The sequence below is a fragment of the Synergistes jonesii genome, from assembly GCF_000712295.1.
Lineage (GTDB): Bacteria > Synergistota > Synergistia > Synergistales > Synergistaceae > Synergistes > Synergistes jonesii.
Genome location: NZ_JMKI01000016.1, coordinates 45,584 through 61,047, shown reverse-complemented (window position 1 = coordinate 61,047; position 15,464 = coordinate 45,584). Strand labels below are relative to the sequence as shown.

13 protein-coding genes and 1 riboswitch are annotated in these 15,464 nt (G+C 58.8%); of the genes, 12 read left to right on the top strand and 1 reads right to left on the bottom strand.

Translation table 11 applies throughout. The features are described from left to right. Nucleotides 1–89 precede the first annotated feature (89 nt). The 4 genes from EH55_RS04320 (at nucleotide 90) to EH55_RS04305 (ending at nucleotide 4,375) form a co-directional block, all read left to right on the top strand. Nucleotides 90–1,112, top strand: a complete 1,023-nt coding sequence (locus tag EH55_RS04320; protein WP_160170722.1) for a glycosyltransferase family 8 protein — start codon at nucleotides 90–92, stop codon at nucleotides 1,110–1,112. Beyond that, nucleotides 1,109–2,143 (top strand): glycosyltransferase family 4 protein, encoded by a 1,035-nt coding sequence (locus tag EH55_RS04315; RefSeq protein WP_037975086.1) that lies wholly within the window; start codon nucleotides 1,109–1,111, stop codon nucleotides 2,141–2,143. The genes EH55_RS04320 and EH55_RS04315 overlap by 4 nt, the downstream gene beginning before the upstream one ends. A gap of 4 nt (nucleotides 2,144–2,147) precedes the next feature. Next, nucleotides 2,148–3,233, top strand: coding sequence for a glycosyltransferase (locus EH55_RS04310; RefSeq protein ID WP_051682637.1), 1,086 nt, complete (start codon nucleotides 2,148–2,150; stop codon nucleotides 3,231–3,233). Between the two features lie 65 nt (nucleotides 3,234–3,298). After that, on the top strand, nucleotides 3,299–4,375 hold the full coding sequence (locus EH55_RS04305; protein ID WP_037975085.1) for a sialidase family protein: 1,077 nt from the start codon (nucleotides 3,299–3,301) through the stop codon (nucleotides 4,373–4,375). A gap of 70 nt (nucleotides 4,376–4,445) precedes the next feature. Here EH55_RS04305 and EH55_RS04300 read toward each other — a convergent pair whose 3' ends face one another. Next, entirely contained in the window at nucleotides 4,446–5,216 is a 771-nt protein-coding gene (locus tag EH55_RS04300; protein ID WP_037975083.1) for a class I SAM-dependent methyltransferase, read from the bottom strand. Nucleotides 5,217–5,426: 210 nt separating this feature from the next. Then, nucleotides 5,427–5,544, top strand: a riboswitch (molybdenum cofactor riboswitch). Nucleotides 5,545–5,620: 76 nt separating this feature from the next. Here EH55_RS04300 and EH55_RS04295 point away from each other — a divergent pair. The 8 genes from EH55_RS04295 to EH55_RS04260 all read left to right on the top strand — a co-directional run bounded on the left by EH55_RS04295 (nucleotide 5,621) and on the right by EH55_RS04260 (nucleotide 15,383). Further along, complete coding sequence (locus EH55_RS04295; protein ID WP_037975081.1) at nucleotides 5,621–6,316, top strand: response regulator; 696 nt, start codon at nucleotides 5,621–5,623, stop codon at nucleotides 6,314–6,316. A gap of 294 nt (nucleotides 6,317–6,610) precedes the next feature. Next, nucleotides 6,611–9,466 (top strand): molybdopterin-dependent aldehyde oxidoreductase, encoded by a 2,856-nt coding sequence (locus tag EH55_RS04290; RefSeq protein WP_051682636.1) that lies wholly within the window; start codon nucleotides 6,611–6,613, stop codon nucleotides 9,464–9,466. A gap of 117 nt (nucleotides 9,467–9,583) precedes the next feature. Continuing rightward, a complete protein-coding gene (locus EH55_RS04285) occupies nucleotides 9,584–10,024 on the top strand; it encodes a cupin domain-containing protein (RefSeq protein WP_037975079.1) in 441 nt (146 codons plus the stop codon). Between the two features lie 510 nt (nucleotides 10,025–10,534). Then, a complete protein-coding gene (locus EH55_RS04280; protein ID WP_037975076.1) occupies nucleotides 10,535–11,677 on the top strand; it encodes an ABC transporter substrate-binding protein in 1,143 nt (380 codons plus the stop codon). Nucleotides 11,678–11,857: 180 nt separating this feature from the next. Further along, nucleotides 11,858–12,739: a branched-chain amino acid ABC transporter permease gene (locus tag EH55_RS04275; protein WP_037975074.1), complete on the top strand. Its 882-nt coding sequence runs from the start codon at nucleotides 11,858–11,860 to the stop codon at nucleotides 12,737–12,739. 4 nt (nucleotides 12,740–12,743) lie between these two features. After that, nucleotides 12,744–13,820 carry a branched-chain amino acid ABC transporter permease gene (locus EH55_RS04270; RefSeq protein ID WP_037975073.1) on the top strand — a complete coding sequence of 359 codons (1,077 nt, stop codon included), beginning with the start codon at nucleotides 12,744–12,746 and terminating at the stop codon, nucleotides 13,818–13,820. After that, nucleotides 13,810–14,661, top strand: coding sequence for an ABC transporter ATP-binding protein (locus EH55_RS04265; RefSeq protein WP_037975071.1), 852 nt, complete (start codon nucleotides 13,810–13,812; stop codon nucleotides 14,659–14,661). Before EH55_RS04270 ends, EH55_RS04265 begins: the two co-directional genes overlap by 11 nt. Further along, on the top strand, nucleotides 14,661–15,383 hold the full coding sequence (locus tag EH55_RS04260; RefSeq protein ID WP_141730496.1) for an ABC transporter ATP-binding protein: 723 nt from the start codon (nucleotides 14,661–14,663) through the stop codon (nucleotides 15,381–15,383). The genes EH55_RS04265 and EH55_RS04260 overlap by 1 nt, the downstream gene beginning before the upstream one ends. Nucleotides 15,384–15,464: the final 81 nt, after the last annotated feature.

The window sequence follows — 15,464 nt, the reverse complement described above, 5'->3', positions numbered from 1 at the left end:
TCCGTGAGGCCGAAGGGCACTGGTTCACGGCGGTCGGCAACGTCCGCCTGTGAGGAGACGGAGCGCCGCTTGGGGCGCGTATGAAGGCTGTGAAAGATTTGCAGAAAGAGACCATCCATATCGCGCTTGCGTTCTGCGACCCGAAGGGAGGCTATTCGCGCCACGCCGCCGTCACGATGGCGTCGATCTTCGCCAACACAAAGGAGAGCGTATGCGTTCATATAATACACGACGAGACGCTGACGGAGGAGAACAGAAACAAGCTCGCAACGACCGCGGGGGACTTCGGGCAGAGCGCGGACTTTATCAACGCCGGCAGCATGATAGAGGGAAAAAATATCGACGTAAGCCGTCTGACGGCGGACGGCGCGCGCGGCACGCTCTACAGGCTGCTGCTGCCGGAGATAGTAGGCGCCGATAAGATAATCTATCTCGACTGCGACATCGCGGTCAACATGGACATCGCGGAGCTGTGGGACGTCCCGCTGGAAAATTTCGCTGTCGCCGCGGCGCGCGACGTCTGGTCGCTCGATTATATCAAAGGCGCGCCCGTTCCGTGGCGCCTCGGCCTGGTGTGGGATGTCTTGGGCGTATCGCGCGACGGCTACTTCAACGCCGGGGTGCTGCTGATGAATCTAAAAAAGCTGCGCGAAGAGTACGACTTTTTGAAAGCCGTCGAAGATTTCTACGCTAAATATAAAAAATGCATAACCCTCGCCGACCAGGACTGCCTAAATTATATTTTCGCGAAGGACAAGCTGCTGATAGATGAAAAATTCAACCGCATCGACGCAGGCGGCGTGGGCGAAGAGGATCTGCGCGGCTCGATATGGCACATGGCGGGCGGCGCGGCGAAGCCGTGGGTCGCCTGCACGCGCCCGTACGTCGACGACCTTTACTGGCGCTACCTGAGACTCACGCCGTACTGCCGCAGCGAAGACGAACTGATAAGGCTGATGCTCTCGGGGCTCTCCTCTCCGGCCTTCACGCACATACATTCGGCGGACTGCGTAAAGCGCCTTAAAAAACAGCTGGCGGACAACCTCTTCCGCGCCCACATATGGACGCTGCCTTATATAATCGCCGCGAAGTTGAAAGAGCCCGGGAGATGAAGGTAGTCGAAATTCTTCCGGAGCTTGAGATAGGCGGCGTCGAGCGCCATGTGATAGACCTTTCCAACGAGCTTTCGCGCCGCGGGCACGACGTCACCGTCATATCGGCCGGCGGCAGAATGGCGCGCCAGCTTTCCGCGCGCGTGCGGCAGATCGAAATGCCCGTGCATAAAAAAAATCCTTTTACCGTCGCGCTCTGCGCGAAAAAAATTTCGCGCAGAGCGCGCGCCGAAGGCGTCCAGCTGCTTCACGCCCATTCGCGCGTGCCGGCGTGGATCGCCCAGATCGCCTCTAAAAAAGCCGGCATCCCCTACATCGTCACGGCCCACGTCGATTTCGGCAACAAATCGCGCTGGATATACGCGCCCTACCGCGGCGCGGCCTGTGTGATATGTGTCAGCGCCGCCGTGCGCGAGGCTATGAAGGGCTGCTTTTACGAAAACGCGCATGTCGTGCTGAACGGGCTCGACGAGCCGAAAGTCTTCTGGAAGCCGGAAAATTTGCGCGGGCCGGTGAAATTTTTATTCGTAGGGCGCCTCTCTCCTGTCAAGGGGCTGCAGGACGCTTTGGCCGCCCTGCCGCGGGAAGGGGAGTGGACGCTCGACGTCTTAGGAGACGGCCCGCTGCGCGCCGAGCTTGAAAAAATCGCCTCCGAGCGCGGGCTCGGCGATAAGGTAGCCTTCCACGGCTATTCCGAGAAGGCCGACGAATTCATGGCGAATTCCTCCTGCCTGCTCTTCCCCTCTTACGCCGAGGGGATGCCGCTGACTCTCGCGCGCGCCGTGCAGATAGGCATACCGGTCATAGCGTCGGATATAGCCCCTGTCGTCGAGATGGCGAAAGGGCGCGAAAACCTTTTGCGGCCGGGCGACGTTGAAGCGTGGCGCGCCGCGCTGAAGGATTTTATAAAGACGAGGTCGGCGAAGCTGAAGATTCCTCTCTCAAGCGTGCCGACCCTCGCGAAGATGGCGGACGAGGACGAAGAAATCTATCGCGAAGTCATAGCGGCCGGCGGAAAGAAAAAGGTATAGCGCCGTGCGCGTCCTGCATTATGTAGACGAAAACAACCTCACGTGGCGCGAGTCGTGGATCGCGCTACTCTTAAAGCTGACGGAGCTCGGCGTCGACAACCGCGCGCTCTGCCGTGGAGGCGGCACGCTGGCCGCGCGGCTGCGCGAAGGCGGAATCGAAACGGCCGAGTACAGGCCGCTGTTTCCTTCCGCGCCGGCGCTCTGCCGCGGCGCCGCGAAGCGCTTTGACGAAGCCGCGCCGGACATAATACACACGAGGCTCTCGTCGGCGGCCGCGATAGGGGGGCTGTGGGGAAGGCGCGGAAACGTCCCGGTCGTCTCGACGGTCGACAAGCACGCGAAGATAAAATATTACAGGAACGCCGATATGATACTGCCCTGCTCGGAGGCCGTGGCGCGCCATATGGAGGCGCAGGGCTTCCCGCCGGAAAGGTCGCGGGTCGTCTACAACCCGATAGATGCGCGCTTCTATAAAAGGGACGAGCGGGCGCGCCGCGAAATGCGCGCGAAAAACTCCACCGGCGAGGGAGACGTCGTGATAGCGGCGGGGGGGCGCTTCGACGATGGCAAGGGCTTCGGCGCCCTCATCGAGGGCTACGCGCTCTTTCTGAAGGGAACTGGGAGGGGTGCAGGAACGAAACTCTGGCTCATCGGCGACGGCCCCTTGCGCGCGGAGATGGAAGGCGCCGTCTCGCGCCTCGGCGCCGCCGGCAGCGTGCTCTTCAGCGGATATGTGGACGACGTCAGAGAATGGCTCTGGGGCGCCGATGTCTTCGTATCACCCTCCGAGCGGCCGGAGGGCTTCAGCGTCATGCTGCTCGAGGCGATGGCCTGCGGTCTCCCCGCGATCGCGACGAACATCGGCGGCTCTCCGGAGATCGTAACGGAGGGGGTGAACGGCTTGCTTTATGAGCCGGGAGACGCGTCTGCGCTTGCGGAAAGATTCGCGAGGATTTTTTCGCTCCGCGCAAAGCTGCCGCAACTCAGAGCCGAAGCCGAGAGAAGCGCCGCACAATTCGGCCTCGACGCGGTCGCGGAGAGGACGATAGATATCTACGAGCGCCTCCTTTCGCGAAAAAATAAAAGGTAAAAGGGTATCACACGGATTTTTTCGCGGCCGACGCCGCTCACGGGAAAGAAAAAAGGGAGAAGTAGTTGAACAAATTCAAGCGCGAGGCGATAAGAATAGGGATGCGGGCCGCGGTGAGGTTCCCCGCGCTGCTGCCGCGCGCCCTCGCGAAATATTTTAAAAAGCTCTGGAACAAAAACCAGCTCGAAAACGCGCGCGTGCTTTACGCTGCGGGAAACTTTTCGCCGAGAAAAGAGGAGCTGCCGCATGGCATGCGCATACTCGACTTATCCTGCACTTCCGGCTTCGGCGAAAGCGTCCACCCCTGCGCGAGATACATCCCAGAAGGTATCGGCGAGGGAAGGTGGAGATACGTAATGACGCTCACGCCGCTTCCGCAGGGCATAGAATATTTCGAGAATCCCGAATTCCTCGTAAGCGCCGACGGCGAAGAGTGGCGTCTGCCGCGCGGGGGAAAGTCCCCGCTGATTCCAGCGCCCTCCGACTGGGTCGGCTACAACTCGGACCCGGCGCTGCACTGCGAGGGCGGGAAAATATATCTTATCTACCGCAGGAGCGAATATATGCGAAGCGGCGCTTCCGTGCGGCTTCTCGTCACGGAGACGGAGGACTGCGTGAACTGGAGCGCGCCTTCCGTCATGATGGAGGAATTCCACGGCGAAAGGGAGCTCGCCGTCCTGATGTCGCCCTCCGTCGTCAAGAGAGGCGGAGAATATTTCCTCTGGTACGTTGACGGCGCGGGCGGCGTCTTTTCGATCATGCGCGCGCGAAGCGGCGATATGCTCGGCTGGCGCGAGGCTTCGGCCGCGGAAATCAGCGGGTTGCCGGAGGGGGTCGAGCCGTGGCACGCGGAAGTCATCGAGAAGGACGAATCTGAGCTGCTGATGACGCTCTGCTATCAGCGCGCCGGAAATTATAAATCGGACAGGGGCATAGCGTTCGCGTCGAGCAGGGACGGCGGCGTGAGCTGGCGCGTCTTCGGCGACGCGATCGAGCCGGGAAAATATAATTTCTGTAAAAAGAGCCTTTACAAGGGCTCGCTGCTGAAGGACGAAAGAGGGGCGTTCAGGCTTTACTTTTCTGGGCAGGACGAAGAGAATCACTGGTTCACGGCGCTGAAGAGCTCGGGGCTCCCGCTCTGAGCGCGCCTGCCGGCGCGATAAAAGAGCGCGCCCTTCGTATCGTCGATAGGCGAAGGGCCGCTCTAAATTTTTAAGCGGAGTACGGCTGTTCCTCGGGCTTAAGCGCGAGGAAGCGCAGACGCACGTAGTCGGCCGTCCAACCGTTCTTTTCGCTGTAGAGGGCCGGACGGCAGTAACCCTCGACCTCCTTGTAGAAGCTTTCGCGTTCGTCAGCTGTGAAGCCGGCCGTATGGCTGTGGGAAAAAACTTCGAGCCAGCCGCGCAGCCCCGCCGGCAGCTGTGTCGGGCAGTCGAAGCGCGCGATATATTTTATTTTGAAGCCCTGGCTTTCGAGAATCTGCGAGAAGGCCCCGAGCGCGGGGAACTTCCAGGGGTTGCGCGCCTTGTAGTCTATGCCGCGCTTTATCAGCGCGATCTTCATACCTTCGCGGATTATGCGCACACATCCCTCGCCGCCGCACTCCGCCGCGAAGCGTCCGCCGGGCTTGAGAAGATTCCAGACGCGACGCGAAAGCGCGTAATGGTCCGGCATCCAGTGAATCGCGGCGTTGCTCATCACCGCGTCGAATTTTTCATTCGTCTTAAGGGTCTGCGCGTCGGCGACGAACGCGTCGACGCCCTCCGCCTTCGCGGCCGCGACCATTTCGGCGCTTGAATCGACACCTACCGCCGAGCAGCCCGCCTCTGCGAGCTTCTTTGTCAAAATCCCCGTGCCGCAGCCGAGGTCGAGTACTCTTTCGCCCCTCTTCGGCTCAAGGAGCTTGATAACGGCCGCTCCGAAATTCGGCACGAACTCCGCGTTCCTTTTGTATTCTCCCGGATCCCATATTTGATTTGCCATTGACAGGCACCTCTTTCATAAAGCGCTGCGGCCGGCCGGCAATACGTTTGACGCCGCGCCGTTGGATTTTGCTCCGCCACTATTATAACCGACTTGCGCCGGCCCTGCGCCGGGTGTGAATCGTCGAACTGTATTATCTAAAAAGAGAGCGCCGAATCGCAAATTTTTCTTGACGTAAACATTTATTTTGCTATAATTTTAATTGAAATTAAAAGATTAAATCCCCGAGTCAAAGCCCCTGCGAATTTTATTCATGGGACAAGACCAATGGGTGTCTTTGGAAACGGAGGCGCCTCCCGTTTTGGAAAGGGGAAGGGTTGGCAGGCCGTATTTGTTACGCCTCTATGTATTTTCGCCGATTCTTCCGCGCGCCGGACATACCGATGAAGAGAGGATGAGCGAAAATGCAGAGTTTGAAAGTTCTTATAGCCGAGTCCGACCCGCTGCTCCAAAAATTGTATTCCGACGTGATCATAAACGACAGCTCATTCACGCTTCTTAAGTGCGTCTCGAACGGCGGGGAGCTTTTCGACGCGATGAAGTGCGTCGACGTCGATCTCGTGCTGCTCGACCTCTTCCTTAAAGACTTCGACGCCATGGCCGACTTGGACGAGCTGCGCAAATCCTACTCGCGCACCGATTACATAGTCGTCTCCTCCGGAGAGAATCCGGAGCTTGTGCGCAAGGCCCTCTGCATAGGCGTCTTCGAATTCCTCGTGAAGCCCTTCTCCTTCGACAGGTTGCGCGCCGCGCTGAAAAATTATCAGATATACCATCATTCGCTGACCGGCAGGACGCGCCCGTGGCAGCAGGAGGACCTTGACGCGCTGCTTGCGATGAAGAGCCACGATCCGTCGTGGAGCGCCAACCGCTCGATACCGAAGGGGTTGCAGCTGAAGTGCCTCAACGACGTCGAAACCTTCCTCAAGGAGCACGACGCGACGTTTTCCGCACAGGAGGTCGGCGAAAGCCTCGGCCTCTCGCGCTCGACGGCGCGCCGCTATCTCGAATTCCTTACGATGAGCGAACGAGTCGTCGTGGAATACGCCTACCGCAGGGTGGGAAGGCCCGAGAAGCGCTATCGGATGGCGCTCTTATAATTACAATACAGATGGAACTCAACGGCGTTATTAAAAACAAAAAAATGGACAAAAACGGGAAGCCCGGCGAAGCCAAAGGCTTCCTTTTTTATTTTCCGTGAATTTAATTGAGCACAACTGTATCAAAAAGGCACATAATGTTTCTTTTTTAGCCTAAATGTTGCGCCATTTTCTGAACTTATGTATGCTTTGTATAGAGAATTTAGACTTTTGTTGCAACAATGTTGCAATGAAGTTTAATGGCATTAAGCGTCCATCGTTTGAAAAAAATTAAAATGTGAGAGGAGTTTTCAAATGGCAAAGGAAATGTCAGCGGCTCAGCTATCAGCAAGCTATGTAGTCAAGAATCTTACCATCAACGGGGTTCCGCGCCGTGTGATAGGCAAGCCGGACGTAACGCTGCTTACAGTCCTCCGCGAACAGCTCAAGATGACGGGTACGAAGCGCGGCTGCAACTGCGGTCAGTGCGGCGTCTGCAACGTCATCTTAAACGGCAAGGTCGTCCGCGCGTGCATCACGCGCTGGAAGAGCGTTCCCGAGTTCTCGCAGATCACGACTATCGAGGGCGTAGGCACGCCGGAGAATTTGCACGCGCTGCAGTGGGCGATGATAGTATGCGGAGCGATCCAGTGCGGTTTCTGCACGCCGGGCTTCATCATGTGCGGCAAAGCGCTCCTCGACGAGAACAAAAACCCGACGCGCGAAGAAGTCCGCGACTGGTTCGGCAAGAACTGGATGGCCTGCCGCTGCACCGGCTACAAACAGATAGTAGACGCGGTGATGAAAGCCGCGGCGATCCTGCGCGGCGAAGAGAAGATAGAAGACCTCGCCAAGATGTACAAGCCGGGCGATTCCGTTTGGGGTTCGAGTCTCCCGCGTCCAAACGCGGTATACAAGGCGACGGGCCTTTGGGACTTCGGCGACGACGACCGGCTCAAACTGCCGGAAGAATTCCTCTTCGCCTATCCCTACGCGCTTGAAGGAGTCCGTCACGCGAAGGTCAACAAGATAGACGTCAGCGAAGCGGAAAAGAGCGAAGGAGTGAACTGCGTAGTAACTTACAAAGACGTCTTTGCCAACAGAGGCACAAACCGCATATACGGTCAGGTCAACTGCGCCTCCGCCCTCACGGACGGATGGGAGCACCGCATCATGGTCGAAGAGGGCGACAAGATCCGCCAGTGGGGCGAGGTCTGCGCGGTAGTCGTCGCCGACACCGAAACGCACGCGCGCGAAGCGGCTGCGAAGATCAAGGTCGACTACGAACAGCTGTCCGAGCTGATCGACGTCTACATGGCCAAGAAGCCGGACGCCGTCAAGGTATATGACGAGATCGACGGCTATGACGGAATGCCCAATGCGTGGAACAAGCGCGTGTTCAAGAAGGGCGAAGATCCGCACGACATCATTACGAACGCGCCGTATCACATCGACGACGAATTCTACAGCTCGCGTCAGCCTCACATGGTCCTCGAAGCCGACTGCGGCTATGCCTATTACGACGAAGATGGCAAACTGACTTTGGCGACTAAGTCCATAGCGGTCTACCGCCACCAGTTCCAAATCGCGCGCGGCATAGGCGTCGCGCCCTCGCGCATCCGCGTCATCCAGAACAACCTCGGCGCCTCTTTCGGCTACAAGACCGCCCCGACGAATGAGCCGTTTCTCGCCCTTGCCCTGATCAAATCCGGGCGCCCTGTCTACATGCGTGTCAACATGAAGGAGCACAACCAGCGCACGCCGAAGCGCTCGCCCTCCCTTATGCACATTCGTGCCGGTGCGGACAAGAACGGCAAGCTTCTTGGAGTGGAGCAGACTTGGTGGATCGATCACGGCCCCTACAGCGAGTCTGCGAACGACCTCACGAACAAATCGGGGCAGTTCTTCTTTGCTCCCTATGCCTACGACAACATGAAGGCGGTCGGCTATACTGTCTGGACCAACCACCGTTGGAGCGCGGCCTTCCGCGCTTACGGCTCGCCGCAGGCCTACTGGGGCTGCGAGACGGCTATGGACATGCTGGCCTACGAATGCGGCATAGACCCCTTCGACTTTAGAGAGCAAAACCTCCTCGAATGGGAGCCCTTCACGGAGAATCCACGCGGGCAATTCCCGTCGGGCTACGCGCCGGAAGTCTTCCCGCTGCCGGAAATGATGAAAAAAGCGCGTCCATACTACGAGGAAATGAAAAAGAAAGCCAAAGAGCTTTCAACGCCGGAAAAGAAATATGGCGTAGGCGTTTCGTGCAGTATTTACAACTCGAACGACGACGGCGCCGACGAAGCGGCGAGCAACATCGAGCTCCTGCCGGATGGCAGCGTGCGCGTCATGAACACCTGGGAAGACCACGGCCAGGGCGCCGACATGGGCTGCATAGGCACCGCGCATGAGGCGCTTAAGCCGCTGCACTTGCGTCCAGACCAGATACACCTGCTACTCTCCGATACGTCGAAGGCGCCTAACAGCGGCGCCGCGGCGGCCAGCCGTTCGCAGGTCATGGTCGGCAACGCGATCGTAGACAGCTGCAATAAACTGCTCGACGCGATGCGCAAAGCGGACGGCACATACCGGACCTACGACGAAATGGTCGCGGAAGGAATTCCTACCTTCTATGAAGGTTATACACAGGCCAAAGTACTTCACAAGGACGGCACGACGGAAGTCTGCTCGGGCAACGACAAGGACACCGGCATCGGCAAGCCTTTCGGCTTCCATATGTTCGCCGTCAACCTCGCGATGGTCTCCGTCGATATGAAGACCTTCAAGGCACACTGCGAGAAGTTCGTCCTCGTAGGAGACGTTGGCAAAATCAACAACTACTTGATAGTCGACGGCCAGCAGTACGGCGGTATAGCGCAGGGCATCGGCCTCGCGCTTACGGAGGACTTCCTTGACGAGTCGAAGTACAACAACTTCGTGACGATGGGCTTCCCATACATTAAGGACATTCCTGACGATCTCACGCTGGTGCACGTGGAGACGCCTCGTCCGCTCGGGCCGTTCGGAGCATCGGGGACCGGCGAGATGCCGCTTTCCGGCCCGCACGTCGCAATATGCAACGCCATCTACGCGGCCTGCGGAGCGCGAGTAAAGACGATCCCGGCCATCCCGGCAAGGATCAAGGCCGCTCTCGACGAGATAAAGAAGTAATAGGCGCGCAAGCGCGATAAAGCCTGAGGGGCCGGCATGGAAATTTTCATGCCGGCCCTTGCCGGTTTATGGTAGACTGTTATATTTAAGAGGACTTATGATTTGGAGGGGTACGCAATGAGCGAAGAGAAAAACTACGGTTCGATATACGACCTGCCGCTGCAGAACGCGTCGGCTCTCGCACCGGACATTCAGAAGAGGACGATTTACGGTCCGGAACGCTTCTGGAAGGATTACGTGATGCGCCACTTCATACTCCCGCCGCACAAAACCATCCCCGCGCACGTACACGACTGGGACCATCTGATGTTCACACTTTCCGGCGACGGAGTCGTCGAAGTGGAGGAGGAAAAGGGCAGGAGAGTCTCCTATCAGATGAAGACCGGCTACTGGACGAGGGTGCCGGGCGGGCTCGTCCACGAATATAAAAACGACGCCGAGACACCTCTTGAATTCTTCTGCATAGTGCCTACCTGCGGCGACCCGCACGCGAAGAAATACGCGATGCGCGAAGAGCGCGCCAAGCGCAGGGAAGAGGAAAAAGCCGCAGTGAAGTAAAACGGAATAAAAGGGCGGCTGCGCACGCCTGCGAAGGCGGAGAAAAAACGGCAAGCAGCCAGCCGGAGGGGCGGTTTGTCATCGCGCAGGGCGCGGGCGGCCTTGGAGCCCCGCGCTCCCCGCCACACATGACATCCTTCCGCCTTTAGAGGTTTTTCGGAAATTATGCAAATTTTAATAATTTAGGCGATTTCACGTGCGTTTCTTACGTCGACCTTTCTTTTTCGTTTCGTTTGTCATAGGCTTTGTCGTCGCGACGATAAAAATAAATCTTAACACAATATAGCGGCGGTAAATAAAATATTATTGACTTTCACCCATCTGTAATCTATAATTCCAAAATGCGCTGGGCAAGAAGCATTCGCAGGGCGTTTTTCGCCCCGCCGCTCTTTTTCCGCGCCTATGAGACGTCCGCCGCGAAGCCTCTTCCCGCACGGCCGTAGGGAAGCGCTCCAAAGGCTGGCCGACATATTTAATAAAGCAAATTTTGCTGAAAGGGAGTACGTCCAGATGAAAAAGTTTCTTACGCTTGCAATAGCAGCTCTCACGGTCTCGGCGGCGGCAAGCTGCTCATTCGCCGCGAACGCGGCATTCAAGATCGGCGGCACGGGGCCGCTTACCGGCGGGGCGGCTATTTACGGCAACTCGGCCAAAAACGGCGCCCAGATCGCGGTAGACGAAATCAACGCCGCGGGAGGCGTTGAAGGCGTCAAATTGGAGCTGCGCTACGAGGACGACACGCACGACGCGGAGAAAGCCGTCAACGCCTACAACGCGCTCAAAGACTGGGGCATGCAGCTGTCGCTCGGCTCCGTCACTTCAAAGCCCTGTGAAGCCACGGCCGCCGAGAACTTCTCCGACCGTATATTCGCGCTGACTCCCTCCGCTTCGGCCGTAGCGGTGACGAAGGGCAAGGACAACGTGTTCCAGATGTGCTTCGTCGACCCCAACCAGGGCGCAGCCTCCGCGCAGTACATGGTCAACAAGAAGCTCGCCAATAAGGTAGCCGTCATCTGGAAGAACGACGACGTCTATTCAAAGGGCATCCACGATACGTTTGTAGCCAAAGCGAAGCAGCTCGGTCTCGCGGTCGTCAGCGATACGACCTTCATGGACGGCCAGGACACCGACTTCTCGGTGCAGCTGACGAACTCGCAGAAGAAGGGCGCTCAGCTCGTATTCCTGCCGATGTACTATCAGCACGCTTCGCTCATCCTCGCCCAAGCCGCCGGCATGGGCTTCGCGCCGAAGTGGTTCGGCGTCGACGGTATGGACGGCATCCTCACGATGGAGGGCTTCAATACCTCGCTCGCGGAGGGCGTCATGCTGCTGACGCCCTTCAACGCGGACTCGAAGGATAAGCGCACGGCCGCTTTCGTCGCAAAATATAAGAAGAAATACGGCGACGTGCCGAATCAATTCGCGGCCGACGGCTACGACTGCATTTACGCCTACAAGCAGGCTATCGAGCTCGGCAAGGCGAAGCCGGAGATGAGCGCGAAGGCCCTTTGCGACATCATGATCAAGCAGTTCACCTCCATGAAATTCAGCGGCCTCACCGGCAATAGTATGACGTGGGGCAAGGACGGTGCGGTCACGAAGACGCCGAAGGGCATGGTGATCAAGAACGGGGCTTACGTCGGTCTCGACTAAGCGTTTTTTAGCTTTTGACCGCGGCGGGGGAAAGAACGGCCATCTGACCCCGCCGCTTTTTGCGGCGCGTCTGAAAGTTTTTTGCTCAGGCTTTTCAGACGCCCTTTGGCGTGTCCGGAGTCCGGCGTGCCGAAGCTCCCGCCGGGGGCGGGATACTTATCATATCCGAGGGGTGTCTTTATGACTTTTTTAAACTTTGTCATCAGCGGGCTCAGCCTGGGCAGCGTATACGCGATCATCGCCCTTGGCTATACCATGGTGTACGGCATCGCGAAGATGCTCAACTTCGCGCACGGCGACGTCATCATGGTGGGGGCCTACGTGTGCTTCTACGCGGTGTCGCGCTTCAAGCTGCCGGCGGTAGTCGGCGTGGCGCTGGCGATGGCTGTCTGCACCGTGCTCGGCATCATCGTCGAGAGGCTTGCCTACAAGCCTCTGCGCCAGGCGCCGTCGCTCGCGGTGCTCATCACCGCAATCGGCGTCAGCTACTTCCTGCAAAACGCGGCGCTGCTGCTCTGGACTTCCAATCCGAAAATGTTCCCCCCGGTCGTCGCGAAGGGCTCGCTCAAACTCTTTGACGGCCAGCTTTCCGTTTCGTACGTCACGATGATAACCATCGTGACCTGCGTGATCATCATGCTCTGCCTTATGTGGTTCACAGGGCGCACGCGCATGGGCAAGGCGATGCGCGCCTGCTCCGAGGACAAAGGTGCGGCGCAGCTGATGGGCATCAACGTCAACGCTACGATATCCATGACCTTCGCGATCGGCTCCGGCCTCGCCGCGGTCGCCGGCGTGCTGCTCTGCTCCTCCTACCCGACTCTGATGCCGACCACCGGCTCGATGCCTGGCATCAAGGCCTTCACGGCCGCGGTCTTCGGCGGCATAGGCTCCATCCCAGGCGCGCTGTTCGGCGGTCTGCTGCTCGGGGTCATCGAAATTTTCGCCAAGGCCTATATCTCTACGCAGCTCTCGGACGCGATAGTCTTCGCAGTGCTGATAATCGTGCTGCTCGTGAAGCCGGCTGGGCTGCTCGGCGTTGAAATGCAGGAAAAGGTGTAGCGCGATGCTGAAAAGATACTTCAACCTCAAGCGGGGGAACGCGCGCCGCGTATTCGGCACTTACGCCGTCGTGACCGCCGCATTCTTGATTCTGCAGTTCATGAGCGCCGCCGGCGCGATCAGCTCCTCAATGCGCGGTATGCTTGTTCCGATATGCGCCTACATGGTGATGGCGATATCGTTGAACCTCGTCGTCGGTATCCTCGGAGAGCTTTCGCTCGGACACGCCGGCTTCATGTCGGTGGGAGCCTTCTCCGGAGTCACAGCCGCGATAATGATGCAGGACGCCGTGACCTTTGCGCCGCTGCGCCTCGCCGCCGCGATGCTCACGGGGGCCGCCTTCGCCGCGGTCGCCGGCTTCCTTATCGGCATTCCGGTTCTGCGCCTCAAGGGCGACTATCTGGCCATAGTCACGCTCGCTTTCGGCGAGATAATAAAGAACATATTCAATAACTTCTACCTCGGCATCGACAAGGAGGGCGTCAGCATGAGCATGCTCACCGACTCGACGCGCCTGCTCGAGGACGGACGGCTGATAATCGGTGGCCCTATGGGCATTGGAGGCATTCAGAAAATATCGACCTTCACCGCCGGCTTCCTGCTGACGATGATCGCTCTGATAGTCGTCTTCAATCTTGTCAACAGCCGCTCCGGACGCGCCTTCATGGCCATCCGCGACGACCGCATCGCGGCAGAGAGCGTCGGCGTCAACATCACGCGCTACAAGATGATGGCCTTCGTGACCTCCGCGGCGCTCGCCGGCGCGGCGGGCTGCCTCTTCGCTATGAACTATTCGACGATCGTCGCAAATAAATTCGACTTCAACACGTCGATACTCGTGCTCGTCTTCGTAGTGCTCGGCGGACAGGGCAACATGCTAGGCTCGATCGTCGCGGCCGCGGCCCTGACCATCCTGCCGGAAAAGCTGCGTCAGTTCGCCGACTACCGTATGCTTCTCTACGCAGTGGTGCTGATAGCCGTCATGCTCGGTACCAACAATGATGCGGTCAGGGAATTCCTGCGGCGCTTCAACCCCTTTAAGAGAAGGGCGAAAGAGGAGGGAAGCGGCGATGACATTTAAGCGCAGGCCGACGAAGCTCGTTCCGGTCCCTTCGCGGGCGCTGGTCCCCGAGCGGGATGTCAACAGATCGCCGATACTGGAGTGCATCAATCTCGGCGTCACCGTCGGTGGACTCAAGGCGGTCGAGAACTTCAACCTCACGATAGGGCGCACCGAAATAGCCGGCCTCATCGGCCCCAACGGCGCGGGGAAGACCACCGTCTTCAACCTGCTGACAAAGGTCTATCAGCCGACGAGCGGCACGATACTGCTCGACGGGCAGGACACTCACAGCATGACGACGATGCAGGTCAACCGCGCCGGCATCGCGCGCACCTTCCAGAACATCCGCCTCTTCGGCAACCTCAGCGTGGCGGACAACGTCAAGGTCGCTATGAACAACTCGATGCACTACGGCATGTTGAGCTCGATCCTCCGTCTGCCCGGCTTCCGGCGCGAGGAGCGTGCTGCGCACCGCCGTGCGCTCAGGCTGCTTTCGATATTCGACATGCAGGGCATGGCCGACGTCAAGGCCGGCTCGCTGCCTTACGGGGCGCAGAGGCGGCTCGAAATAGTGCGCGCGCTCGCGACGAATCCGTCGCTGCTGCTGCTGGACGAGCCGGCCGCCGGCATGAACCCGTCGGAGACCGTAGAGCTCATGGAGAACATCCGCAAGATACACGACATGTTCCAGATAGCCATCGTACTTATAGAACACGACATGAACCTAGTGATGAACATCTGCGAGGGCATATGCGTCCTCAACTTCGGACACATCATAGCCAAGGGCACGCCCGAGGACATACAGTCGGACCCTGCCGTCATCGAGGCGTACCTCGGCAAGCAGAGGGAGGCGCGCTGATGGCGGAACCGATTCTGAAAGTCAGCGATATCAACGTCTATTACGGCAGCATACACGCCATCAAGGGGGTCTCCTTCGAGGTGTACGAAGGAGAAGTCGTCACGCTGATCGGCGCTAACGGCGCCGGCAAATCCACCACGCTGAACACGATATCGGGGCTGCTGCACCCGAGCAGCGGCGGCATCTCCTTCTTCGGGGAGGACCTGCTGCGCGTACCGCCGCACAAGATAGTCGAACGCGGCCTCGCGCAGGTGCCGGAGGGACGGCGCATCTTCCTGCACATGACGGTCAAGGAAAACCTTGAGATGGGGGCCTACACGCGCGAAGCGCGCGGCGCCTCCGGCGTCGGCGAAGACATTGAGAAAGTCTACGGCTTATTCCCCCGCCTCAAAGAGCGCAAACGCCAGCAGGCGGGCACGCTCTCGGGCGGCGAACAGCAGATGCTCGCGATGGGGCGCGCGCTGATGAGCCGTCCGAAGCTGCTGATGCTCGACGAACCGTCGATGGGCTTAGCTCCGATACTCGTGGAACAGATATTCGACATCATAGGCGACCTGCACCGCGGCGGCGCGACTATTCTGCTCGTCGAGCAGAACGCGCGCATGGCGCTCTCGGTCGCGAGCCGCGGCTACGTGCTGGAGACCGGCAAGGTCGTCACTACGGGCACAGGCGAAGAACTGCTGGCCTCGCCAGCGATAAAAAAAGCCTATCTAGGAGGCTGAGGCGCGCCGCTGCAAAAACGGCAGGGGCAGAACATCCATATGCGCGTCCCGCCGATCGGCGGGACGCGCGCCTTAGTAGAT